This window comes from Acinetobacter sp. YH12102, from assembly GCF_013419125.1.
GTDB classification, from domain to species: Bacteria; Pseudomonadota; Gammaproteobacteria; order Pseudomonadales; family Moraxellaceae; genus Acinetobacter; species Acinetobacter pseudolwoffii.
The window spans coordinates 89,788-112,681 of record NZ_VPAS01000007.1; the positions used below are offsets into that span (position 1 = coordinate 89,788).

Genomic DNA, 22,894 nt, shown 5'->3' on the forward strand with positions numbered 1-22,894 from the left:
CTGTGACGCATTCTAGTCGCATCACTGGAAAAAAGAAAGGACTAATTAAAACTATTCGGTCGTTTCTGGTGCAGTTGGTGAAGTTTCATTCGATTGCACAGGCATGGTCGGCGCAGATTGAACCGTTCCCAAACTATAGGCATTTGTGCTGTCTTTCTTGGCCAAAACAGCCAGAGTCAAACTGGTCACAAAAAATAGCGCCGTTAAAATGGCAGTCAAACGGGTCATAAAATTGCCGGAACCCGATGCCCCGAATACTGTCGCCGCACCACCGCCACCGAAAGAGGCACCAGCATCTGCACCTTTACCATGCTGAACCAAAATCAAGACAATCATCAAAACAGCTAAGATAATATGTACTACCAGCACAAAAGTTTGCATGCTGAACTCCTAATTATTGTGTATTTGCAAATGCGTGAGCAATTTTATGGAACGACTCAGCATTGAGTGATGCACCACCGACCAGTGCTCCATTGATATCCGGGCAGGCTGCTAACTCTACTGCATTTTCCGGCTTGACACTACCACCATATAAAATCGCCATGGTTGCACCATAGCCGGTGATCTGGCTCAAACCTTGACGGATTTGTGCATGCATGGCTTGTGCATCTTCAGGAGAGGCGGTTTTACCGGTACCAATTGCCCAGATCGGCTCATAAGCAATCACGATATTTTTCCATTGCTCAGCGTCCACTACCGCTGCAATATCACAAATCTGTTGCAATACGACCGCTTCCGCCTGCCCTGCTTCACGTTGTTCCAGGCTTTCACCCACACAGTAAATCACCGTTAAACCGGCAGTTAATGCATACTTGATTTTGGCATTCAGAACTTCTGCGTTTTCTGCGAAAACTTCACGACGCTCGGAATGACCAATCAGTACATAATGAATCTGGCTGTCTTGCAATAATTCAGCGCTCACTTCACCGGTATAAGCCCCCGTTCCTGAAATACGTGAAACATCTTGTGCTACAGTGTAAACAGGACGAGTCGCAGATGACAGTTCCGCCTGAATCTGGGTCAGGGCAAGAGCAATCGGGGCTACACCGATATGACATTTATCTGCGGCGATTGGTGCAGTTTCCAGTAAATTTTTAATACCGTGCACCAGTGTTAATGCATCTGCCTGCAGCGGATTCATTTTCCAGTTACCTATTACCCAAGGGGTAATCGTCGAAACTGACATAATTAACCTATTTTATTTACATATTTCGAATTGGGCACATTCTACACGGAATTGGAAAATTTAAAGAATAGTTTTCTTATCACTTATTCTAGGTTTAGACTATTCAAAATGGTTGTTTTTTGTTATCACTTAAAAAAATGGGAACTTCTTCTAACCAGTTCAAAGTTTTACTGGATATGAGGAAGGTAGCAGCACTCTTAGCTATGGTATTTTTACGTAACAAACGTATAATTTTAATATAGCAATTAAAAAAATTTGATTTATAGGCATTTATAGCATGACAGCATTACAGGGGTCGCCAAGATTTACCGGATTTATTCGTCGTTTGGTCGAGGAAGGCGTCATCTCGGCTGAAGATATGCGCAGTGCTTTGGCACATGCCAAGCAAGAAAAAATAGATATTGTGGCGGAGCTGATTAACCAGCAACAGCTCTCCCCAACCGTTATTGCTGAAACGATTTCAGTCGAATTTGGTGAGCCGCTGTTTGATATCAGTGCCTATGATCCTGCGCAAATTTTGCGGGATATCATTGATGAGAAGCTGATTACCAAGCATCGCATCCTGCCAATTTTTAAAAATTCCAGTATTTTATATATTGCCATCAGTAATCCGACCAATATTGAAGCGATTGATGCCGTTCGCTTTTCAACCAAGCTCAATATTGAAACCATTATTGTTGAACACAATAAACTGGAAAAACTGATCGAGCAGAATTTTACCGAAGAAAGCACTTTTGAGTTTGATGAAGACTTTGATCTGGATGTAGATTTCGATTCATCTGATCCGAGTAAAGAAGAAGATGAAAAAGACAAAGGTGAAGAAGAAGCACCGATTGTCAAATATATCAATAAATTATTAATCGATGCGATTCGTATGGGTGCTTCGGATCTGCATTTTGAACCTTATGAAAAAATCTACCGGGTTCGTTATCGGATCGATGGGGTATTACGCCAAATTGCAACACCGCCGCTGCAGTTGGCAACCCGCCTGTCTTCACGTTTAAAAGTCATGTCGCAAATGGACATTTCTGAAAAACGTGTTCCTCAGGATGGCCGTATCAAGCTGAAACTCTCAAAGAACAAAGCCATTGATTTCCGTGTCAACTCATTACCGACCCTGTTTGGCGAAAAACTGGTACTGCGTATTCTAGATCCATCTAGCGCGATGCTGGGGATCGATGCACTCGGTTATGAACCGGAACAAAAAGAACTGTTTATGCAGGCGCTGGATAAACCGCAAGGCATGCTGCTGATTACCGGGCCAACGGGTTCTGGTAAAACGGTTTCACTTTATACCGGTTTGAACATCCTGAATCGTGAAGATACCAATATTTCCACCGCGGAAGATCCGGTCGAGATCAACCTGCAAGGAATTAACCAGGTCAACGTCAACAATAAAGTCGGCCTGACCTTCTCTGCTGCCTTGAAGTCATTCTTACGTCAAGATCCAGATATCGTGATGGTCGGTGAGATCCGGGATCTGGAAACTGCCGAGATTGCCATTAAAGCGGCACAGACCGGTCATATGGTGATGTCGACGCTGCATACCAACAGTGCGCCTGAGACCCTGACCCGTTTGCGCAATATGGGCGTGCCGTCTTTTAATATTGCCACTTCAGTGAATCTGGTCATTGCACAACGACTGGCACGTCGCCTGTGTTCACAATGTAAAAAACCTGCTGACATTCCACAGCAGAGTTTATTGGAAATGGGCTTTACCGAAGCAGATCTCCAGCAACCAGAGTTCCAGATCTATGAGCCGGTGGGTTGCAATGAGTGTCGCGAAGGCTATAAGGGTCGTGTAGGTGTTTATGAAGTCATGAAAGTGACGCCTGAAATTTCTAGAATTATTATGGAAGATGGCAATGCACTTGAAATTGCCGATGCTTCTGCCCGTGCAGGTTTTAACAATTTACGCCGATCAGGTTTAATCAAGGTGATGCAGGGGGTGACTTCTTTACAGGAAGTCAATCGTGTCACCAGCGAATGATCGTGCGCTGATCTAAAATAAGGATAAAGGTATGGCAGCAGTAAAGAAAGGCCAGATGATGCCGATCTTCAGCTATGAAGGAATTGATCGTAAAGGGGCAAAGATCAAGGGGGAATTGCCGGCGCGCAATATGGCACTGGCCAAAGTGACGCTCAGAAAACAGGGCATCAGTATCAAGACCATTCGGGAAAAGAAAAAAAATATTCTCGAAGGCTTAATGAAAAAACGTGTCAGCACACTGGACATCACGATTTTTACCCGACAGCTCGCGACCATGATGAAAGCCGGCGTACCTTTAGTACAAGGCTTTGAAATTGTTGCAGAGGGTCTGGAGAATCCAGCCATGCGTGAAGTCGTTCTGGGGATTAAAGGTGAGGTGGAAGGTGGTAATACCTTTGCCGGTGCACTGCGTAAATACCCACAATACTTCGATAAACTATTTTGTTCACTGGTCGAATCGGGTGAACAATCCGGTGCGCTAGAAACCATGCTGGATCGGGTCGCGATCTACAAGGAAAAAAGTGAACTGCTCAAGCAAAAAATTAAAAAAGCCATGAAATATCCTATATCAGTCATTGTGGTTGCAATTGCAGTTACCATCATTTTGATGGTTAAGGTTGTTCCTGTATTTCAAGAACTATTTCAAGGTTTCGGCGCTGATCTTCCTGCATTCACACAAATGGTTGTAAACATGTCAAACTGGTTCCAAAAATACTGGTTCTTATTGATTATTGGGATTGGAATAGCGATTACAGCATTTTTAGAAGCAAAAAAACGCAGTAAAAAATTCCGCGATTTTCTGGATAAAGCAGCACTTAAAGCACCGATTTTCGGTGATCTGGTGTATAAAGCCATTATTGCCCGTTATAGCCGTACATTGGCCACCACTTTTGCAGCCGGTGTACCCTTGATTGATGCACTGGAATCTACTGCCGGCGCAACCAATAACGTGGTGTATGAAGATGCCGTCATGAAAATCCGCGAAGATGTTGCCACTGGTCAGCAATTACAGTTTGCCATGCGGGTAACCAACAAGTTTCCATCTATGGCCGTGCAAATGGTCGCGATTGGTGAGGAATCCGGTGCGCTGGATGCCATGTTGGATAAAGTCGCTACCCATTATGAAAATGAAGTCGACAATGCCGTAGACGGTCTCACTTCCATGATGGAGCCCTTGATCATGGCTGTTCTCGGTGTACTCGTCGGTGGTCTGGTGATTGCCATGTACCTTCCAATCTTCCAAATGGGCTCAGTCGTTGGCTAATCAGCAGGTTAAATATCTTGTTCAGTAATATTATTTCTTATTTCATTCAAAACCCAACAGCGCTGTATATCGCAGTTGGGCTTTTTAGCCTCTGCATTGGTAGTTTCTTAAATGTGGTGATTTATCGTACGCCCAAGATGATGGAACAGGAATGGCGTACCGATTGCCAGATGTTCCTGCATCCGGAACAGCCAATTATTGATGAGACCAAATTAAGTTTAAGCAAACCCGATTCGACTTGCCCCAAATGTCATCAACCAATCCGCTGGTACCAGAATATTCCCGTCATCAGCTGGCTGGTCTTGCGCGGCAAGTGCGGCAACTGCCAGAATCCCATCAGTATCCGCTATCCACTGATTGAGCTTCTGACCGCTGCCTGTGCGCTGATGGTGGTGGCTGTTTTTGGTCCGACTGTCCAGATGTTATTTGGGCTGATTCTGACTTATGTCTTAATTGCACTGACCTTTATTGATTTTGACACCCAGTTATTGCCAGACCGTTATACCCTGCCCCTGGCCGCGCTGGGTCTGGGCGTCAATAGTTATGCCCTCTATACCTCACCGAGTTCTGCCATCTGGGGCTATATTATTGGCTTCCTGTGTCTGTGGGTGGTGTATTATGTCTTTAAAATCGTCACTGGCAAGGAAGGTATGGGCTATGGCGATTTTAAATTGCTTGCCGCCTTGGGTGCCTGGATGGGGCCTTTGCTATTACCATTAATTGTGCTCCTTTCTTCTTTAGTGGGTGCGATTATCGGGATTATCCTGCTGAAAGTCCGTAAGGAAAATCAGCCTTTTGCCTTTGGTCCCTATATCGCGATTGCCGGCTGGATTGCTTTTCTGTGGGGCGAGCAGATTATGAAAGTGTATTTAGGTCAATAAAGTGAAATTTATACTCGGATTAACCGGCGGGATTGGCAGTGGCAAGTCTGCGGCCAGTCAATGGTTTGAAGCACAAGGCATTGTCGTTGTGGATGCCGATGTGGTGGCGCGTGAAGTGGTCGAGATTGGCCAGCCTGCACTCGCCCAGATTCAGCAGGCTTTTGGGGATTGGGTACTGCTTGAAGATGGTTCACTGAATCGTCGTGCCTTGCGCGAATATATTTTCCAGTCTCCTGAAGCACGTAAAACCCTGGAAAATATTACTCATCCAGCAATTCGCACTTCGATTATTCAGCAGTTAGATGCTGCGCAAAGTTCCTATGCCATTCTGGTTTCACCGCTCCTGTTTGAGACCAATCAACATGAGCTCACTCAGCATCGCTTACTGATTGATGCCACAATCGAATTGCAAATTGAACGTGCCTCACAACGTGATGGTCAAAATATTGAGCAAATCCGAAACATTATTGCCGCACAAATGCCACGTGAACAGAAACAGGCCATGGCTGATGATATTGTGCTGAATGATGGTCATCTGGATCATCTTTATGCCCATCTCCGCCCATTGCATGAAAAATATTTAAACATGGCAGCTGCCTGAAGTATAAAAAAAAGCAGTCCGATTAAGACTGCTTTTTCTGTGCTGCAAGTTGTGCTTCTAAACTATCTTTACGGCCAATCCAGCGCCAAGGCTGTAAGGCCCCAATTGCCATCCCCACCAAGCCGCAGATCATCGCCAGGCTCAGCGCTTCATTTAATAAAGGTACCGCCAGAATCGCAGCAATAAATGGTGCAAGATTGGTAATACTACCGGCTTTAAATGCACCAAGACGCTTGATTGCTTCGACATAGCTTAAAGTGGCAATAATTACCACAAAAACCCCATGAAAGATGGTTTGAAACAATAAATGCTGGGGTTCTGGCACACTCAAATTTTTGGGTAAAAACAGCAGATAAACAGGTACGTAAACCACTGCTGACCAGATCGCGACACCGCTCATTGCCTGCCATGCAGTTAACTGATATTTCCGCAATAACACGGTAAAAATTGCCCAGAGTATTGCACTGATAAAAAACAGCCCATCCCCTGCCCCGAATGCCACCCCGGTTTCCTGATACATCAACAGACTCATGATACAGAGCACCGCAATCATAATAATCAGGCTGGCCCAGGTATGCTTATCAAAAGCCTGCCCCATCAGGAAAAAAGCCATGATTGCAGTACAAATCGGAATACAGCCATTCAAGAAAATCGCGGCATGGGCGGTAGGCGCATAATGAAAGGCGCTATAGGCAAACAGACAGTAAATTACTCCGCCAATCATGGCCAGAATAAAGGGTTCTTTTTTCAGTAAAAAAGCCGCCTCCTTGCGATAGAGCAAGATCGGCATCAGAATCAGAAAAGCCAGAGAAAACCGCAGAGCCACGATATCCCAGGCACTGATGTTCCAAAGCGCATTCAGACGGGCGGTTAAAGTAAAACCGCCCCAGATACACATGGTCGTCAGTAGAAAGACATAGCCCTGTGTACGATCTGACAATGCCATCATCAATTACAGGTTACGCTGACGGCAAGCTTCATACAGTGCCATACCGGTCGCCACACTGACATTCAGGCTTTGTAGATTACCCGCCATCGGGATATACACCGTCTGATCGCATTGGCTTTGTGTAATTGGACGTAGACCGGTATCTTCCGCACCCATCACCACACAGACACCAGTACCGGTGAAATCAAACTCCTGAATCGGCAGCGCTTTTTCATCCAGCATGGTACCGACGACTCGCACATTAAAGTCTTCTTTGATTTGCCCCAAGGTACGCGCCAGATTGGTCACCTGAATAAATTTGACTTTGTCAGCACCACCGGCAGCCACTTTACGTGCAGTCGGAGTCAAGCTTGCAGAACGATCACGTGGTGCAATCACCGCCTCAACACCCATCGCAGCGGCGGTACGCACACATGCGCCGAGGTTGTGTGGATCGGTAATATGATCAAGGGCCAATAACAAGGCTTGCGGATTTGTGCTCAATAATGTCTCAAGATCTTTTTCATTCAAGACCGGATGGGCACGAACGGCTGCTACAACACCCTGATGAAAGGGTTGACCGGCCAATTTTTCCAGTTTGTCACGGCTGGCTTGCTGCACACTGATGCCAAACGGTTCAGCCAGTTCCAGTACACGTTTTAAACGCTGATCATCGCGTCCTTTGAGAGTGAATAATGTCAAGACACGTTCAGGCTCAAGCTCTAACAATGACTCCACTGAATGTACGCCATAAAAATATTCAGGTTTTGCCATGAACGACCTCTAAATTAAATTTATATATAAAAGAAAAATCCCGTAAAGCTGACTTCACAGGATTTCTATAGAATGATTAGTTTAACCGATTCGCACTGAAATTTCTTGCCCGGTTTGCACTGATCTTGCGCTGTACTTAACCTTCAAAATGGCAGACATAGTCCAGCACATCATCGGTTTCGATTTTAAAACGGCTATTACCCGGCACATAGAAGGACTGGCCTGCACGGAACAGCTCACTTTCTTCGCTATCTCCGATCTGAACACGACATTCACCTGAAACAATTTCCATGCGCTCAGGCACATGCGTTTCAAAGGTTAAGGCATTTTCTGATGGTAAAATGACCCCCAAAGTCTTTTTGGTGCCATCTTCAAATTGAACAATATGGCTGATACATAAACCGCCGAAATATACATTTGATTTTTTAAGTACAGATACATGATCAAACTGAGCTGACATGCGATTTCTCCAGATAAAGCATTTTGTAATATTTTGATTGCTGTAGTTTAAATGTGCACTCTCAACTAATCAATCGAAGTTTGTCGGCAGCGGTGAAATATTCTATCTCGCCTGAATGCCTGTTGCGAAAGGGGTATTCTGGCCGCTTGTTTACTGGCTTGATGGTATATTCAGCCCGCCAGATTTGGTTTCTAGCTTAAACTTTGACAATGTCAAAACTATGAAAACAAGCAGTGAATTTGCCGGCTTTTGAGTCAGCTTCTTTCGAAAATACAGTGAAATAAGCATATATGAATCGCTAAAATTTAAGATAGAATGAAATTGATTCATCCTGATTTATAATCACAGCCGTGTTGTGACCCCAATCCAACATCAGGCTATTTCACTCAAACTTTTCGCAGCCCGGATGCGTTTATGCTGACACATTTAACTCTGATCAATTTTGCTTTAGCTGAGCACCTTGCTATTGATATTGATAAAGGTTTTAACGTTTTAACCGGTGAAACCGGTGCAGGTAAATCCCTCTTGTTAGATGCCTTGTCTGCCTGTCTGGGTGAGCGAACCGATACCAATTATGTACGTTATGGTTCCGAAAAAGCCGATGTGACTGCAAGCTTTAGCTATCAGGAAAATAGCCCAGAGGCCTTGTGGCTGAAAGAACATGAGCTGGATGATGAATCAGGTGAAATCCATTTACGCCGGGTAATTTTTGCCACCGGTCGCAGCAAAGCCTGGATCAATGGACGACCGAGCAGCCTGTCCGAACTAAAAGAAATTGGGCGTTTATTGGTACAACTCTATAGCCAGCACAGTCAGCAACAACTACTCGAACCCCCTTATCCGAAGCATTGGCTGGATCGTTATTATCACTTTTATGCGCCGGCGCAAGCGGTACGGGATGCTTACAGTACCTGGCAGAAAAATATCCGCCAGCATCAGACAGCACTGGATGCACAAGCCACCCGTAAACAGCGTATCGAAACCCTTGAGCTGCAACTGGAAGAACTGGAAGACATCGTTCAGACTGATTATCAGGAGATTGAGCAGGAATTTGACCGGCTTTCCCATCATGAAGCCATCATGCAGGATTGTGTCTATAGCCTGAATGTACTCGATGAGGCTGAACAGAACATGACCCAGGAACTCGCATCAATTATGCGTCGGGTCGAATCGCATGCCGGTCGTAGTGAGCAGCTTTCCGGAATTTATAATTCCTTATTAAATGCACAAAGCGAACTTGAAGATGCTGCGGCGAATTTACGTCAGTTTATGGATCGTCAGAGTTTTGACCCGGAACGCATGGAAGAACTGAATTCAACTTTAGAGGTTTTCCACCGTCTGGCTCGTAAATATCGTACTCAACCGGAATTGCTCAAGGCAGAATATGAAACCTGGCAAACCGAATTAGAACAGCTGCATCAACTGGAAGACCCAGAAACACTGGCTGAACAGGTTGCAGTCTCTTATCAGGATTTTCTGGAGAAAGCCCAACACCTGGATCAGATTCGCCGTGAAGCCGCAGCACCTCTGGCCAAGCAGCTCACAGAACAGGTTAAACAACTGGCACTACCAGAAGCCCATTTCGAGTTTAAGTTTGAAGCTTTGGAACAGCCATCGAGTGAAGGCCTCAGCTTTATTCAACTCCTATTTACTGCCAATAAAGGCATTCCAGCACAACCCCTGGCTCGCGTGGCATCAGGTGGTGAGCTGTCGCGTATTGCACTGGTGATGCAGGTCATGAATGCAGAAAAAACCGAAGCCGAAGTACTGGTCTTTGACGAAATTGATGTCGGGATCAGTGGCGGTACAGCAGAGATTGTCGGGCGTTTATTGGCAGGTTTGGCCCAGCATGTACAGATTCTGTGTATTACCCATCAGGCACAAGTGGCCGCACAATCCGATCAGCATTTACTCGTGAAAAAGCAGCAAACCGACCCGGCCAGCAGCACCATTCTGAGTCTGCAAGAAGATGCACGTATTGATGAACTCGCGCGCATGACCGGTGGTGTTGAAATCAGTGAAACGACTTTACAACATGCCCGTCAGTTACGTCAGTTGAAATTTCAGCAGGTTTAAATATCACAATCCAGACAAATAAAAGTTGGTAAATCCATAAAGCTCGAGTAACGTAGCGGTTAGGATCATACGATTTCTTTGCGAAGAAATTGATTTTAAGGAGAACTGCTCAGGTGACCAAACAGTTTCTGACACATCGTTGTCTGATTGCGCCGCCACATGCGGATGATGATTTTTTTGCCCAGACGGTGATCTATCTGGCTCGCCATGATGAAGATGGTGCACAAGGCATCATCATCAATCGCCCTGCCGGTATTCAAATTAAAGAATTGCTGAATGATCTTGATATTGAAGCAGACAATGTCAATCCACATGAAGTCTTGCAAGGTGGCCCTTTACGCCCTGAGGCCGGCTTTGTGCTGCATACCGGTCAGCCGACCTGGCATTCCTCTATTGCGGTGGGTGAAAATGTCTGTATCACCACCTCCAAAGATATTCTGGATGCAATTGCGCATAATGAAGGTGTAGGTCGCTATCAGATCGCACTCGGCTATGCCAGTTGGGGCAAACACCAGCTAGAACAGGAAATTGCCCACGGTGACTGGCTGATTTGTGATTCTGATATGGATCTGATTTTTAACTTACCTTATAACGACCGTTGGGATGCTGCCTATAAAAAGATGGGCGTCGACCGCAACTGGTTATCTTCCGAGATTGGACATGCCTGATGTAAACACGCCACAAACCATTATGGCGTTTGATTTTGGTACACAAAAAATGGGAATGTCTGTTGGACAATCCCTGATTGCAAGTGCCAGTCCCCTACCTTTATTTCCCATGAAAGACGGTATTCCGAACTGGGATGAACTGCTCAAAATAGTAAAAAGCCATCAACCGAATCTATTTCTGGTCGGTTTGCCACTGAATATGGATGATAGTGAATCGGAGCTTTCGACACGGGCACGTAAATTTGCGCGCCGTTTACGGCACCAGACCAATATTGCAACCTTGATGGTCGATGAGCGTCTGACCACCCGTGAAGCACGCGATGAACTGGATCATTATCAGGCGCAAGGTCGCGGCAAAAGGTTGTCTGCGGACAGTATCGCCGCAGCCTTATTGATTGAAAGTTGGTATCGCCATCCTGCCGGAATCACCCCTTAAACTGCTGATAAAATTTTAAAATCAGCATCCTTTGGGATGCTTTTTTATGCCTAAAAACATGATTTAAGGGTAAAAATAACGAAAGGTCAGATTAATTCTGGGTGTCAAAACTTTGCTGCTTTTACCAATGCTGTGTTTCCAGTACTGCTGGGTCTGGCCGCGCATTACAATCAGTTGGCCACTGTGTAACAGCAACTCGACTTTATCCCCGTGGGTTTTATGTTTAAAACTCATTTTACGGGTCGCGCCCAGACTCAGAGAAGCAATGACATTTTCCCGAGAACTTCCTGTATATAAGGCAGGCTCATCATCGCTATGCCAGCCCAAGCCTTGTGAACCATCTTCATATAAATTGGCCAGACAGGAATTAAAGGGATGACCCACCAGCTGTTCAATATGCTGTTTTAAACGCAATAATCCCGGGGTCCACAACTGAGCTTGCTTGAGCGTCCCCGAATAGCGATATTGATAGTGCGCATCGCCATACCAGACCACCTTGCGTGCTGTGACATAGTGCTTGCCGAACAACCGTACTTCATCATGTTGCCAGGCCAACTGGCTCAGAAAATACTGCAAATACTGCTGGCTTTGCGCCTGCTCCAGAATCAGACCATAGTCCTCCACCACCCCATCAAAGGGTAAGATATTCGTTTCAGGTTGGAGCGCAAATAAATCTAAAGTCATCTCAATTAGACCGAGTATCTTACTGAAAATACTGACATTGACTTTGAAAAAGTACAACCGGATTTCACAAATGACTACAAGATTTGCTCTTGTGACTTGTCCTGTTCCTGCCTAAACTGAATTTAACTTTCACAATAAAAATAATCCTTTATGAACTTATGGCAGCTGTTTCAGAAACTTCGTCCTTTTGTTCAGCCCTATCGGGTGCTGGTCATTGCCACGCTGATTTTGACCCTGATCGGTTCCTTTACCGCACAGGTCAATGCGCTGACCCTGCAATATGCAGTCGATAGTATCAATGCGCTGCTGGAGCAAGGTCAGGGACTGGAGCAAGGCTGGCATATTCTGATTACGATTTCAGCGATCTTGCTCGGTAAAGAGATTATCAATGCCTTTGTCCAGTTCGGCCAGAAGTTCTATGGAGAAAAGCTACGGATTTTTGTTTCTCAGGATCTGGCCCAAGGAATTATTGAAAAATTCTTAAAATATCGTCTGGAATTTTTTAATCAGGAAAATAATCAGGCCGGAAAATTACAGACCCGAATTGATCGTGGTATTGGCTCACTGACCCGTCTGGTACAAATCTTTTTTATTGATATTTTACCATTATTTACCAGCGCGATTGTGGCTTTGGGCCTGATGTACTATGCCAATATGTATGTCGGCCTGGTGGCCACCGCCATTGTCCCGATCTATTTCTGGCTGACCTATAAGCAGGCACAAAAGCTCGGTGGCTGGCGCCGCAGTTTAAGAGATGGCCGCGAGAAAAAGAGTCAAGGTATTCTCAGTATTATTAATTCAATTACCGTGATCAAATCCTTTAACCGGGAAGCGATTGAGTCGGAAAAGCAGTTAGGATTGCAACGCGAACTAACCGACAACCAGATGAAAACCCGCCAGACCAGTTTCCTGTTTGATGGTCTGAAAACGTTCCTGGAACAGATCGGCATTGTGTTGATTATTATTCTGACCTCTTATTTTGTGCTGGATGGCCAGATGAGTATCGGCATGATCATGTTTCATGTGCTGCTGTTTAATAATGTCTCCGCCCCGATTCGCTCACTGCACCGGATTTATGATGAAGTGAATGATGCCATGATCTATTCAGAAAGCTTCTTTAAGATTCTGGAAGCCGATGATGAAATTGAACAAAGCGGTCAGCAGAAACCGATTGTCCAAGGTAAGTTTGAACTGAGTAGCGTGAATTTTTATTATCCAAACGGCCACCATGCCCTGAAAGATATTGATATGGAAATTCGCCCTAATAAAATTACCGCCTTGGTGGGTTTATCGGGTGCCGGAAAATCTACCCTGATCAGTCTGCTGGATAAATTTTATGAACCACAGCAAGGCCAGATCAAACTGGATGGCATTGACCTGAAAGATTATGACACCCAATATCTACGCGATCATATTGGTCTAGTCTTACAAAAAAACCATATTTTTCAGGGCACCATTTTTGACAATATCCGCTACGGCAAAACTACTGCCTCAATGGAGGATGTAATTGAGGCGGCAGAAAAAGCCTCGATTCATGCGCAGATTTTACAGTTACCGGATGGCTATGATAGTGATGCCCTCATGCTGTCTGGCGGACAGCAGCAACGCATTGCCTTGGCGCGGATGTTCCTGAAAAACCCACCGATTATTTTTCTGGATGAACCGACGGCGAGTCTGGATGCCATCGCCACCGAACAGATCAAGCAAAGTCTGGATCAAATCAAGCAAGGCCGTACCGTGATCATCATTTCACATAGCCTGTCGCAAATTATTGACGCAGATTATACCTATGTGATGAAAGAGGGAAGGATTGCCGAACATGGTGAGCACGCTCAGCTTTATCATCAGCAAGGCGTGTATAAGGAAATTTTTGATGCCATGGCCAAGAGTCTGAATATTGAAAAAATCGCCAAGACTTTTGAGGATGATGCCGAGGAAGAAACCCATAGTTAGCGTTTCTTCCAAACCAATAAAAAAACCTCCGAGCGGGAGGTCTTTTATTGAGAGATGATCACTCTTAACGCTGAACTTTTTGCTCAATTTCTTCGACGCTGGTATGACGTACGTCAAAACCTTTGACCATATAGATCACCTGTTCAGAAATATTCCGGGCATGGTCGCCAATTCTTTCTAGTGAACGAAGCACCCATAGTACATTGATAACACGACTAATATGTCGCGGATCTTCAATCATATAGGTCATGAGGGTACGTGTTGCTGACTGGTATTCACGGTCGATATCCGCATCTGCCAACATCACTTTCAAGGCCTGATCTACATCCAGACGTGCAAAAGCATCCAGTGCATCATGAATCATCACCCGAACCTGGTTGCCAATATGCCGGGTTTCCATATAACCGCGCGGCGAGCTACCCTCTTCGCTCAGGCTTTGTGCAATCCGGCCTATTTTAGACGCTTCATCACCAATACGCTCAAGATCGGTATTGGCCTTGGACATGGCAAGTACCATCCGTAAATCAATCGCAGCAGGATGACGGCGTGCCAGAATCAGGGTCAGTGCTTCATCAATGTCTCTTTCCATCTGATTGACAACATTGTCCTGAAACTGCACATCAATCGCCATGGCGACATCGGTATCCAGTAAGGCATGAATGGCGTTGGCCACCTGCTGTTCCACCAGTCCGCCCATGGTCATGAATTTGGTATTGACGTCCTGCAACTCTTCATTAAATTGCGAAGAAATGTGATGACTTAACACAGGATTATTTGGACACAAGGAAGTCTACTCCTGAAACGGCATATAGCGATGATCAATAATAAAGCACATTAAAGCATATTTATGATGAAAGTTTGATGACAATAGTAGCGTCATCTGGGCTGAGGTGAATCATATTCGATCAGCCAGGCATTCAGCTCTACCAGCTCCTTTTCGGTCAGCTGCCCGACTGAAGCCTGTAACTGTAGTACATGCAGCAGATAATCATATTTGGCATTCAGATAATCCGTTTTGGCAGAAAAAGCATTGCGCTGGGCCAGCAACACATCGACCATGGTCTTTAAGCCCTCCTGATATTGGGCTCTGGAGGCTTGTGAAACCATTTCCGAAGATTCCATCGCCGCTTTACGCGCATTCAGTTTGGCCTGATCGGTTTCTACCTGCATGAAGGACTGCTTCACATCGGTATTGGCTTTGCGGATCGCAGCGTCTAATTGGGCTGCACTTTTTTGTACATTGACCCCAGCCTGACGAATACTTTTCTGGGTACGGCCACCACTAAATAGGTTCCAGTTGACTTCCACCCCAATCTGGTCGAAATCACCATTGCTGGACATAATCGTTTCTGGTGTCTGTTTCAGATAGCCATAGGTGCCGACCGCTTCAACCTGCGGATAGAGAGCGGCCTGCTCAACCCGTTTGGCATCTTCAGAATAGCGTTTTTGCAGACGGGCTTGCAGAATGTTCAGATTCTGGCTTTGTGCCAAATCTGTCCAGGACTGCATGTCACTTGGAATCGGTTTCTGAAACTGGAAGTCATTGCGTAATACCGCCAGATTTTCCTGATAAGGCCCGATCAGCTGAGCCAGTTGCTCCTGAGCGAGAACCAGCTGAACTTGGGTCGAAATCCGGTTGGCTTGGGCACTTTGATACTGGGCATTGGCTTCACTGACCTCACTACGTGCCACCAGACCTTCTTTTAGTTTGGCATTCATCATGCGCAGCTGCTCAGATAGAGCCTGTTCTTCCTGCAAATATGCCGTGGTCAAAGACTGCTGACGCAAGACATTAAAATAGGCTTCTGCCACCTGTAAAATATGCTGCTGTTTTTGCAGACGTAAGTTGACTTCGCTGAGTTCGACCGAAGTTTTGACCTGTTTATAGCCCTGCCAGGCATCCCAGCGGAATAAAGGCTGGCGTGCAGTTAAAGCCAGCTGGCGGGTGGTATTACTGGAAGTAATGAAATTAGAAAACTGTGGATCGGCAGGTGCATCAACAGACTGGTTTTTACGGGTGATATTTCCTGAAAGGCTCACGGTCGGCAGTAAATTTCCGCTAGCAATCCCCAGATTGAGCTGATCGGCCTGATATTGCAACAGATTCGCTTGCCAGTTCGGATCGTTTTGCTGGGCGCGCGCATAGGCTTGTTGCAAATCCAGGGCAAAAATCGCCGGACTACTGCACAATAAACCGGCCATGACACTGAGTTTTAGTTTCATTTTATAGTGTTAACCCCTAACAGCCATTCAGATCAAAAATTCTGGCGCTTTAAGCTAAGCCATACTAAAGAGATTTTTTGCATTTTTGCGTATGATTTTTATTAACTTTTTAATATAACTCTCGGGTTTTATCCACGATTAATTCAATTTTCAAGATCTATACCCGCAATGTAACAAAGCAATTCACAATACTAAACATAGTATTTTTATTTGATCTATACAATATATCTCCCAGCAAGGCCGTTATTTTCTGAATTCACCTATACAGAGTCCTGAAACATAGTGTTAATGCCATTCCCGTCGATATTCAAAGCCTGTCTAATTTCCGGCAGTCTGCTGTTTCTGGCAGGCTGTCAGCAGCCGTCAGAACCACAGATCCAGGTTGAACAGACTGAGACCAATCAGAAGCAAAGTCCAGTCAATGACTTTAGCCTGATGTGCAAGAATATTGAAAAAAATATGTCCCAGATTAATGACCAGCGCACCACTTTTGCGCTGGAACAGGTTAATCAGGATCTTAAAGTGTGTCTGCCCCTGATGGAATTGGCGGAGCAGAAGCATCTGATGCTGCGTTCTACTGAAATGTATCAGCGCTTTTTAGCCGTCGACCGTACCGAGTTCCAGCAACGCGCCTTTGAACAGTATGCGCTTGAAATGGCCCAGCATCCGACCATTCAGCAAGCCCATTTTCAGCAGCTCACCTCACGTGACCAGTACCTGTTAAAACACAAAGGTCAGGCTTATGTCGAACTGCTGGATCTTGGCGATGGCAACTTACATTATCGTCGTAGTCCGGAATATCTGGCCCGCATTTTTGCGCCTTATTTACCCGACGCTGAAAAAGTTTTTATTGAACATCTGGCTGAACAGAATATGCAGCCGGTACTGGTGGAAAAACGCCTGCAAATTGAAGCAGCTGACATTGCAGCCCGCAGTCTGCTTTGGGAAGATTATCTCAAGACCTATCCTGAGAGCAGCTATAAGCGGGATGCCGAATACCTGCTGAAACAATATACCTATTTTTTGTTTAGAGGCACCGAAGCATCTCCCGTTTCTGAGGATTATCGCGACCGTTATGCAGTCGATACCAGTCATCTGGAAACCATTATTGGTCTATCCAGCGGTCAGAAATCAACGCTTTCGACCCAGGCTCGCCAATTTCTGGAGTTTCTGGACATGAATCCACAACAGCGCCAGCAAGCCTTGCCTGCCGACTATCGAAACCGTTCGGATGCTGAACAGATTCTGTATTATGCCAAGATCAGCCCACCCTCACAAAAATATGATAAAGACTGTTTTATGGATGCATTCTGTATCTAGCTAGAAATATTTGGCTTGAGTCCAGCTTCCCCTGCCTGAAGAGATCATCGCTAAAGTTGAGAGATTTAGACCTGTTTATTCGGCATAAACTGAGCTAAGCTTTAGCCTCGCTTGACGGAGCGCGAGTAATCCCTCGCTGAGATCATGTGATTCCTTTTATCTTTATCAGGAATTGAGCATGGGTACCGTTGAACCTGATCAGGTTAATACCTGCGTAGGAATCAAGCCAGCTAAAAACCCAGCCCCTGCTTTATCTGCTCAGGATAAATCTGCCCGCGTTTTTGGTCGTGCTTGATTCGTTGATGTCATTCATAAGGATCATAGCCATGAACCAGTTAACGAATCTTTCTTCTGAAACTTCTCTCTCCGCTCATGAACAGGAAGCACGTGATTTAACGCGCATTCTACCCGCTTCACGTAAAGTCTATCTGCCAGGCTCGCGTCCTGATATTCAGGTACCGATGCGGGAAATTTCCCTCAGTGAAACCCCGACCGGCTTGGGCGGTGAATATAATCCGCCCTTGATGGTTTATGACACGTCTGGTGTCTATACCGACCCCAATGTGACGATTGACCTGAATAAAGGCCTGCCCAATATCCGTGACAGCTGGATTGAACAGCGTAACGATACGGAAATGCTGGACGATTTAAGCTCTGAGTTTGGTCGACAACGTTTACGTGATATCCGTACTGCGGCCATCCGTTTCGCGCATATTCAAAAACCGCGCAAAGCCAAACGCGGCCAGAACATCACCCAGATGCACTATGCCAAACAAGGCATGATTACGCCAGAAATGGAATATATCGCCATTCGTGAAAACCTGCGTCAACTGGAAGGTGTCGATATGCGCCAGCATCCGGGACAAAATTTCGGTGCTAAAAACCTGACCGAAATCACCCCGGAGTTTGTACGGCAGGAAGTCGCTGCCGGCCGCGCGATTATTCCGGCCAATATCAATCATCCGGAACTGGAACCGATGATTATCGGACGTAATTTTCTGGTCAAAATCAATGCCAATATTGGTAATTCTGCACTCGGTTCAAGTATCGAAGAAGAAGTTTCGAAAATGACCTGGGCGACACGTTGGGGTGCAGACACGATTATGGACCTGTCGACCGGGCAGAATATTCATGAAACCCGTGAATGGATTATCCGAAACTCACCTGTTCCAATTGGAACCGTACCGATCTATCAGGCACTGGAAAAAGTCAATGGTGTGGCCGAAGACCTGAGCTGGGAGATCTTTAAAGACACCCTGATTGAACAGGCGGAACAAGGCGTGGACTATTTCACCATTCATGCCGGTGTGCTTTTAAGATATGTACCGCTGACTGCCAACCGTTTGACCGGTATCGTATCGCGCGGCGGTTCGATCATGGCGCAGTGGTGTCTGGCACATCATCAGGAAAATTTCCTCTATACCCATTTTGATGACATCTGCGAAATCATGAAAGCCTATGATGTGTCTTTCAGTCTCGGCGATGGCTTACGTCCCGGCTGTGTGCAGGATGCCAATGACGAAGCGCAATTTGCCGAACTCAGAACTTTGGGCGAACTGACCCATCGTGCCTGGGAACATGATGTTCAGGTTATGATTGAAGGCCCGGGCCATGTACCGATGCATATGATCAAGGAAAATATGGACCTGCAACTAGAGGTCTGTAAGGAAGCACCATTTTATACCTTGGGACCATTAACCACCGATATTGCACCGGGTTATGATCATATTACTTCAGCCATCGGCGCTGCGATGATTGGCTGGTATGGTACCGCAATGCTGTGTTATGTGACGCCGAAAGAACATCTCGGCTTGCCAAATAAAAAAGATGTCAAAGATGGCATTATTACTTACAAGATTGCCGCGCATGCTGCCGATCTGGCCAAAGGTCATCCAGGTGCACAGGCCCGGGATAATGCCCTGTCCAAGGCGCGTTTTGAGTTCCGCTGGGAAGACCAGTTTAACTTGAGTCTGGATCCGGACACGGCGCGCAGCATGCATGATGAAACCATGCCGAAAGCGGCACATAAATCCGCGCACTTTTGTTCCATGTGCGGACCGAAGTTCTGTTCAATGAAGATTAGCCAGAATGTTCGGGATTATGCCAGTCAACAGGCCAATCCTGATCAGCCAGCAAGCTCTCAGGCCGAAATTGAAGCCGGCATGGATCAGATGAAAGCCAGCTTCCACAACTCTGGTCAAAATTTATACCATAAACTATAAAACTGTAAAAAAAACAGTTGTCTTCAAAAAAAACTCAGATAGGATGAAAATAAATCAATTCATTCTATCTGAGCATATGAATATTATTAAACAGGCCTCTTATAATAAAAAAGACTTTAGCGTAGAGGCACGTGAGTTCTTGTACCGGGGATTTATTCAGGTAGAAAAAGTCAGCCTGAAACATCGTCTATTTAATCAGGAAAGCTCGACCCCTATTTTGCAACGTGAGCTGATTCATCGGCCAGAAGCAGCGGGTGTGCTGATATACAACCATCAACAGCAGAAATTTGGCCTGATCGAACAGTTCCGGATTGGCGGACTGGACGATGTCGATTCTCCTTGGCAACTCGAAGTGATTGCTGGCGTTCTGGATGGCGATGAAGCGCCTGAAACGTGCATCCGTCGCGAAGCACTCGAAGAATCAGGCTGTACTCTGGATGAGCTACAGCACATTTTCAGCTTCTATCCTTCCGCCGGAGCATGTTCTGAGCTTTTCCATTTATATGTGGCCCAGACCGAATTGCCTGAACAGGGCGGTATTTTTGGCATGCCGGATGAAGGGGAAAATATCCAGCTGCATATTCTGGATTATGCCGATATTCCCGTCTTGCTCACCAATGGCCGCTTAAGAAATGCGCCTGTCATTATGGCCTTGCAATGGTTGCAACAACATATTCATACTGCAGGAATATGTCTAAGGGGAAAGACATGAGTTTTCAGCAGTCAAGCACAAGCACACAGCCTGATTGGACCATTATCCAGATTTCTGATACCCATTTGATGGATCGGGAAGAGTTGGAATTTGCCCGGATGAATCCCGAGCAGAGTTTTCATGAGGTAATGCAGCAGATCCAACAGCGCTTTCCCAAGATAGATGCACTGATTCATACTGGTGATCTGGCACAGGTGCCGGTCGAGCAGACTTATCAGCGCTATTTAGCATTTGTTCAGTCTTTAAACGTGCCGCATTATCAGATTCCAGGCAATCATGACGATTCTCGGGTGTTCCCTTTTCACCAGAATGCGAATCAGGTGCATGCCATTCATTTTGGCACCTGGACCATGATCCTGTTAAATAGTGCTGTTCAAGGCAAGGTCGATGGCTGGGTGGAACAGGACCAGCTCGACCAATTGGATCAATTATTGCTTGAATTCAAGCATCAGCATGTCATCGTTGCTTGCCATCATCATCCTTTTGCGATGAAATCGCACTGGATTGACCAGCACCGGCTGAAAAATGCTGAAGATTTAAAAGATGTATTGGCACGCCATCAGAATATCAAGCTGGTTCTGTTTGGTCATGTGCATCAGGATTCCTGCAACGAATGGCATGGTATCTACTTTTTATCCACGCCATCGACCAGTGTGCAGTTTAAACCTAAAAGCCAAGATTTCGCGCTCGATCAGGCGGCACCCGGTTATCGTGTATTACATTTGCAACAAAATGGTGAGTTTGATACCTATATTGAACGGGTGGCACTGAGCCAGCAAAATATTAATACCGAAATTTCAGGTTATTAACTTTTCAATTTGTTTTTTTTGCATTACTTTATTGCAACCAAAGGAAATGTGATATGCATAGTCCAGACATCAAAGACTATCAATAAGCATAAAAAGTCTATATGATGACGGCCCCCACAGGAGGATAATCCTTCTACAGGGTGGATAAAAATTGCATATCACCATATTTTTTGCGTAGCAATCATACGCATAGATGAGGAATGCCCTAAATGGCGAATGACAACCAAAATCAAGTCTTAGACAATCAAACTGATGTTGTAGAAGAGAAAGCTGCAAAGCGCGTACGCAAATCTAAGCCTAAAACGACTGACGGTGGTTCTACTGCTAGCTTATTTGGTATTGAACCTTATCAACCTAAAAAAAATGAAGAATACATGTCTGAAGGTCAGCTTCAGCATTTCCGCCAAATCTTGCTGGCTTGGAAAGCTGAGTTGATGTCAGAAGTGGATCGTACCCTGAATACGATGCAAGACGAAAATACTGCTCTTCCAGATGTAAACGACCGTGCGACTCAGGAAGAAGAATTTGCGATTGAGTTACGTACCCGTGACCGTGAACGTAAACTGATTCGTAAAATCGAACAGTCGATCGAAGCGATCCAGAATGATGACTATGGTTTCTGTGAAACCTGTGGTATCGAGATTGGTCTGCGTCGTTTAGAAGCACGTCCAACGGCTACTTTATGTATTGACTGCAAAACGCTTGCAGAGATCAAAGAGAAGCAAAACAACGGTTAAGCATGTCTTTAAGTAATCCCTCCCTGCCCCTCCCTTTAATAAAGGGAGGGAAAGCTGAAGTGAATTACGTGGGTCGGTTCGCGCCATCGCCAACCGGCCCTTTGCATTTTGGCTCCCTCATTACCGCAGTCGCCAGTTACTGCGATGCCAAAGCCAATCATGGTAAATGGCTGGTCCGGATTGAAGATACCGATATTCCCCGCATTTATCCCGGCAGCGAAGAACATATTTTGCGTGCCATGGACGCCTTTCAGCTTGAGCCAGACGGCGAAATCATTTTCCAGAAAGACCGTTTAGATATTTATGCAGATGTGATCGAACAATTACGTCAGCAGGGTCTGGTTTATGCCTGTCAATGTACCCGTAAAATGCTCGGTTCCAATCATATCTATCAGGATACCTGCCGTGACCTAGCTCTGGCATTCGACAATCAAGCGATCCGTTTAAAAGTCGAAGATATCGAAATCTGTTTTGAAGATCAATTACAAGGTCGACACTGCTCAAAGCTGAAGAAAGATCTGGGAGACTTTGTCTTAAAACGTCGTGACGGGATTATTAATTATCAGCTGGCGGTAGTGGTCGATGACTATCTGCAAGGCATGACCCATGTGGTACGTGGTGCTGACCTGCTGGACAATACCGAACGGCAAATCTATCTGGGGCAGTTGCTCGGTTATCCGCGTCTGAATTATATGCATCTACCCCTGGCGATGAATGATCAGGGACAAAAACTCTCAAAACAGAATCTGGCCCAAGCACTGGATTTAAGTCAGGCCCCACAACTCTTAAAACAGGCACTTAATGCTTTGCATCAGGCTGAAGTTGATCTGGATACGCCACAACGCATGCTGCAACAGGCGGTTGCGCAATGGAACATTGAACGGATTCCACATACAACAGCGCTACAAGGTTGTTATCAATAAAAACCTGTTTTGGCTTAAGCTAGAATTCTAGAATTAAAATCAGAGAG

22 protein-coding genes and 1 riboswitch are annotated in these 22,894 nt (G+C 45.6%); of the genes, 14 read left to right on the forward strand and 8 right to left on the reverse strand.

Annotated features, from left to right (window positions below):
• Positions 1 to 51 precede the first annotated feature (51 nt).
• The gene (gene secG / locus FTU42_RS08545; RefSeq protein ID WP_005094388.1) at positions 52 to 381 is read right to left on the reverse strand and encodes a preprotein translocase subunit SecG; all 330 of its coding nucleotides are present in this window, start codon (positions 379 to 381) and stop codon (positions 52 to 54) included.
• Positions 382 to 394: 13 nt separating this feature from the next.
• On the reverse strand, positions 395 to 1,186 hold the full coding sequence (tpiA, locus tag FTU42_RS08550; RefSeq protein ID WP_180083259.1) for a triose-phosphate isomerase: 792 nt from the start codon (positions 1,184 to 1,186) through the stop codon (positions 395 to 397).
• Positions 1,187 to 1,463: 277 nt separating this feature from the next.
• On the opposite strand from tpiA, the gene pilB reads away from it, so the two are divergent.
• From pilB to coaE, 4 genes are read left to right on the forward strand one after another with little or no spacing between them, the layout of a single operon-like run.
• On the forward strand, positions 1,464 to 3,176 hold the full coding sequence (gene pilB / locus FTU42_RS08555; protein ID WP_180083260.1) for a type IV-A pilus assembly ATPase PilB: 1,713 nt from the start codon (positions 1,464 to 1,466) through the stop codon (positions 3,174 to 3,176).
• Positions 3,177 to 3,207: 31 nt separating this feature from the next.
• Positions 3,208 to 4,440, forward strand: a complete 1,233-nt coding sequence (locus FTU42_RS08560) for a type II secretion system F family protein (RefSeq protein ID WP_005094396.1) — start codon at positions 3,208 to 3,210, stop codon at positions 4,438 to 4,440.
• 17 nt (positions 4,441 to 4,457) lie between these two features.
• Entirely contained in the window at positions 4,458 to 5,321 is an 864-nt protein-coding gene (locus FTU42_RS08565; protein ID WP_005094397.1) for an A24 family peptidase, read from the forward strand.
• Between the two features lies 1 nt (position 5,322).
• Positions 5,323 to 5,922: a dephospho-CoA kinase gene (coaE, locus tag FTU42_RS08570; RefSeq protein WP_100329415.1), complete on the forward strand. Its 600-nt coding sequence runs from the start codon at positions 5,323 to 5,325 to the stop codon at positions 5,920 to 5,922.
• A 22-nt stretch (positions 5,923 to 5,944) separates the two neighbouring features.
• Here coaE and FTU42_RS08575 read toward each other — a convergent pair whose 3' ends face one another.
• From FTU42_RS08575 to FTU42_RS08585, 3 genes are all read right to left on the reverse strand, one after another.
• Positions 5,945 to 6,868, reverse strand: coding sequence for a DMT family transporter (locus FTU42_RS08575; protein ID WP_005094400.1), 924 nt, complete (start codon positions 6,866 to 6,868; stop codon positions 5,945 to 5,947).
• Positions 6,869 to 6,874: 6 nt separating this feature from the next.
• Entirely contained in the window at positions 6,875 to 7,624 is a 750-nt protein-coding gene (gene rlmB / locus FTU42_RS08580) for a 23S rRNA (guanosine(2251)-2'-O)-methyltransferase RlmB (protein ID WP_180083261.1), read from the reverse strand.
• Between the two features lie 136 nt (positions 7,625 to 7,760).
• Entirely contained in the window at positions 7,761 to 8,084 is a 324-nt protein-coding gene (locus FTU42_RS08585; protein ID WP_004281089.1) for a pyrimidine/purine nucleoside phosphorylase, read from the reverse strand.
• Between the two features lie 414 nt (positions 8,085 to 8,498).
• Here FTU42_RS08585 and recN point away from each other — a divergent pair, with 414 nt between their 5' ends.
• The 3 genes from recN to ruvX all read left to right on the forward strand — a co-directional run bounded on the left by recN (position 8,499) and on the right by ruvX (position 11,264).
• Positions 8,499 to 10,160, forward strand: coding sequence for a DNA repair protein RecN (gene recN, locus FTU42_RS08590; RefSeq protein WP_180083262.1), 1,662 nt, complete (start codon positions 8,499 to 8,501; stop codon positions 10,158 to 10,160).
• A 113-nt stretch (positions 10,161 to 10,273) separates the two neighbouring features.
• Positions 10,274 to 10,828 (forward strand): YqgE/AlgH family protein, encoded by a 555-nt coding sequence (locus FTU42_RS08595; RefSeq protein ID WP_159138536.1) that lies wholly within the window; start codon positions 10,274 to 10,276, stop codon positions 10,826 to 10,828.
• Positions 10,821 to 11,264 (forward strand): Holliday junction resolvase RuvX, encoded by a 444-nt coding sequence (gene ruvX, locus FTU42_RS08600; protein ID WP_005168963.1) that lies wholly within the window; start codon positions 10,821 to 10,823, stop codon positions 11,262 to 11,264. Before FTU42_RS08595 ends, ruvX begins: the two co-directional genes overlap by 8 nt.
• Positions 11,265 to 11,327: 63 nt before the next feature.
• On the opposite strand, the gene FTU42_RS08605 is transcribed toward ruvX, so the two are convergent.
• Positions 11,328 to 11,948, reverse strand: coding sequence for an alpha-ketoglutarate-dependent dioxygenase AlkB (locus tag FTU42_RS08605; protein WP_180083263.1), 621 nt, complete (start codon positions 11,946 to 11,948; stop codon positions 11,328 to 11,330).
• A 150-nt stretch (positions 11,949 to 12,098) separates the two neighbouring features.
• Here FTU42_RS08605 and FTU42_RS08610 point away from each other — a divergent pair, with 150 nt between their 5' ends.
• Entirely contained in the window at positions 12,099 to 13,901 is a 1,803-nt protein-coding gene (locus FTU42_RS08610) for an ABC transporter ATP-binding protein (RefSeq protein WP_180083264.1), read from the forward strand.
• A 64-nt stretch (positions 13,902 to 13,965) separates the two neighbouring features.
• Here FTU42_RS08610 and phoU read toward each other — a convergent pair whose 3' ends face one another.
• The gene (phoU, locus tag FTU42_RS08615; protein ID WP_005094412.1) at positions 13,966 to 14,685 is read right to left on the reverse strand and encodes a phosphate signaling complex protein PhoU; all 720 of its coding nucleotides are present in this window, start codon (positions 14,683 to 14,685) and stop codon (positions 13,966 to 13,968) included.
• A 92-nt stretch (positions 14,686 to 14,777) separates the two neighbouring features.
• Positions 14,778 to 16,124: a TolC family outer membrane protein gene (locus FTU42_RS08620; RefSeq protein ID WP_180083265.1), complete on the reverse strand. Its 1,347-nt coding sequence runs from the start codon at positions 16,122 to 16,124 to the stop codon at positions 14,778 to 14,780.
• Between the two features lie 288 nt (positions 16,125 to 16,412).
• Here FTU42_RS08620 and FTU42_RS08625 point away from each other — a divergent pair, with 288 nt between their 5' ends.
• The 6 genes from FTU42_RS08625 (at position 16,413) to gluQRS (ending at position 22,847) form a co-directional block, all read left to right on the forward strand.
• Positions 16,413 to 17,444 carry a hypothetical protein gene (locus FTU42_RS08625; protein WP_180049962.1) on the forward strand — a complete coding sequence of 344 codons (1,032 nt, stop codon included), beginning with the start codon at positions 16,413 to 16,415 and terminating at the stop codon, positions 17,442 to 17,444.
• Between the two features lie 105 nt (positions 17,445 to 17,549).
• A riboswitch (TPP riboswitch) is annotated at positions 17,550 to 17,682 on the forward strand.
• An 88-nt stretch (positions 17,683 to 17,770) separates the two neighbouring features.
• Positions 17,771 to 19,666 carry a phosphomethylpyrimidine synthase ThiC gene (thiC, locus tag FTU42_RS08630; RefSeq protein WP_180083266.1) on the forward strand — a complete coding sequence of 632 codons (1,896 nt, stop codon included), beginning with the start codon at positions 17,771 to 17,773 and terminating at the stop codon, positions 19,664 to 19,666.
• Positions 19,667 to 19,742: 76 nt separating this feature from the next.
• A complete protein-coding gene (locus FTU42_RS08635) occupies positions 19,743 to 20,378 on the forward strand; it encodes an NUDIX domain-containing protein (RefSeq protein ID WP_180083267.1) in 636 nt (211 codons plus the stop codon).
• Positions 20,375 to 21,187, forward strand: coding sequence for a metallophosphoesterase (locus FTU42_RS08640; protein WP_180083268.1), 813 nt, complete (start codon positions 20,375 to 20,377; stop codon positions 21,185 to 21,187). Before FTU42_RS08635 ends, FTU42_RS08640 begins: the two co-directional genes overlap by 4 nt.
• Before the next feature lie 209 nt (positions 21,188 to 21,396).
• Complete coding sequence (dksA, locus tag FTU42_RS08645; protein ID WP_004281072.1) at positions 21,397 to 21,924, forward strand: RNA polymerase-binding protein DksA; 528 nt, start codon at positions 21,397 to 21,399, stop codon at positions 21,922 to 21,924.
• Between the two features lie 2 nt (positions 21,925 to 21,926).
• Complete coding sequence (gluQRS, locus tag FTU42_RS08650) at positions 21,927 to 22,847, forward strand: tRNA glutamyl-Q(34) synthetase GluQRS (RefSeq protein ID WP_218949811.1); 921 nt, start codon at positions 21,927 to 21,929, stop codon at positions 22,845 to 22,847.
• Positions 22,848 to 22,894 lie beyond the last annotated feature (47 nt).

Excerpts from the sequence above, each read along its gene's own strand:
- secG (WP_005094388.1), bottom strand. The coding sequence starts at position 381 with ATGCAAACTTTTGTGCTGGTAGTACATATTATCTTAGCTGTTTTGATG.
- tpiA (WP_180083259.1), bottom strand. The coding sequence starts at position 1,186 with ATGTCAGTTTCGACGATTACCCCTTGGGTAATAGGTAACTGGAAAATG.
- pilB (WP_180083260.1), top strand. The coding sequence starts at position 1,464 with ATGACAGCATTACAGGGGTCGCCAAGATTTACCGGATTTATTCGTCGT.
- FTU42_RS08560 (WP_005094396.1), top strand. The coding sequence starts at position 3,208 with ATGGCAGCAGTAAAGAAAGGCCAGATGATGCCGATCTTCAGCTATGAA.
- FTU42_RS08575 (WP_005094400.1), bottom strand. The coding sequence starts at position 6,868 with ATGGCATTGTCAGATCGTACACAGGGCTATGTCTTTCTACTGACGACC.
- rlmB (WP_180083261.1), bottom strand. The coding sequence starts at position 7,624 with ATGGCAAAACCTGAATATTTTTATGGCGTACATTCAGTGGAGTCATTG.
- FTU42_RS08585 (WP_004281089.1), bottom strand. The coding sequence starts at position 8,084 with ATGTCAGCTCAGTTTGATCATGTATCTGTACTTAAAAAATCAAATGTA.
- recN (WP_180083262.1), top strand. The coding sequence starts at position 8,499 with ATGCTGACACATTTAACTCTGATCAATTTTGCTTTAGCTGAGCACCTT.
- ruvX (WP_005168963.1), top strand. The coding sequence starts at position 10,821 with ATGCCTGATGTAAACACGCCACAAACCATTATGGCGTTTGATTTTGGT.
- FTU42_RS08605 (WP_180083263.1), bottom strand. The coding sequence starts at position 11,948 with ATGACTTTAGATTTATTTGCGCTCCAACCTGAAACGAATATCTTACCC.
- FTU42_RS08610 (WP_180083264.1), top strand. The coding sequence starts at position 12,099 with ATGAACTTATGGCAGCTGTTTCAGAAACTTCGTCCTTTTGTTCAGCCC.
- FTU42_RS08620 (WP_180083265.1), bottom strand. The coding sequence starts at position 16,124 with ATGAAACTAAAACTCAGTGTCATGGCCGGTTTATTGTGCAGTAGTCCG.
- FTU42_RS08625 (WP_180049962.1), top strand. The coding sequence starts at position 16,413 with ATGCCATTCCCGTCGATATTCAAAGCCTGTCTAATTTCCGGCAGTCTG.
- thiC (WP_180083266.1), top strand. The coding sequence starts at position 17,771 with ATGAACCAGTTAACGAATCTTTCTTCTGAAACTTCTCTCTCCGCTCAT.
- FTU42_RS08635 (WP_180083267.1), top strand. The coding sequence starts at position 19,743 with ATGAATATTATTAAACAGGCCTCTTATAATAAAAAAGACTTTAGCGTA.
- FTU42_RS08640 (WP_180083268.1), top strand. The coding sequence starts at position 20,375 with ATGAGTTTTCAGCAGTCAAGCACAAGCACACAGCCTGATTGGACCATT.
- dksA (WP_004281072.1), top strand. The coding sequence starts at position 21,397 with ATGGCGAATGACAACCAAAATCAAGTCTTAGACAATCAAACTGATGTT.
- gluQRS (WP_218949811.1), top strand. The coding sequence starts at position 21,927 with ATGTCTTTAAGTAATCCCTCCCTGCCCCTCCCTTTAATAAAGGGAGGG.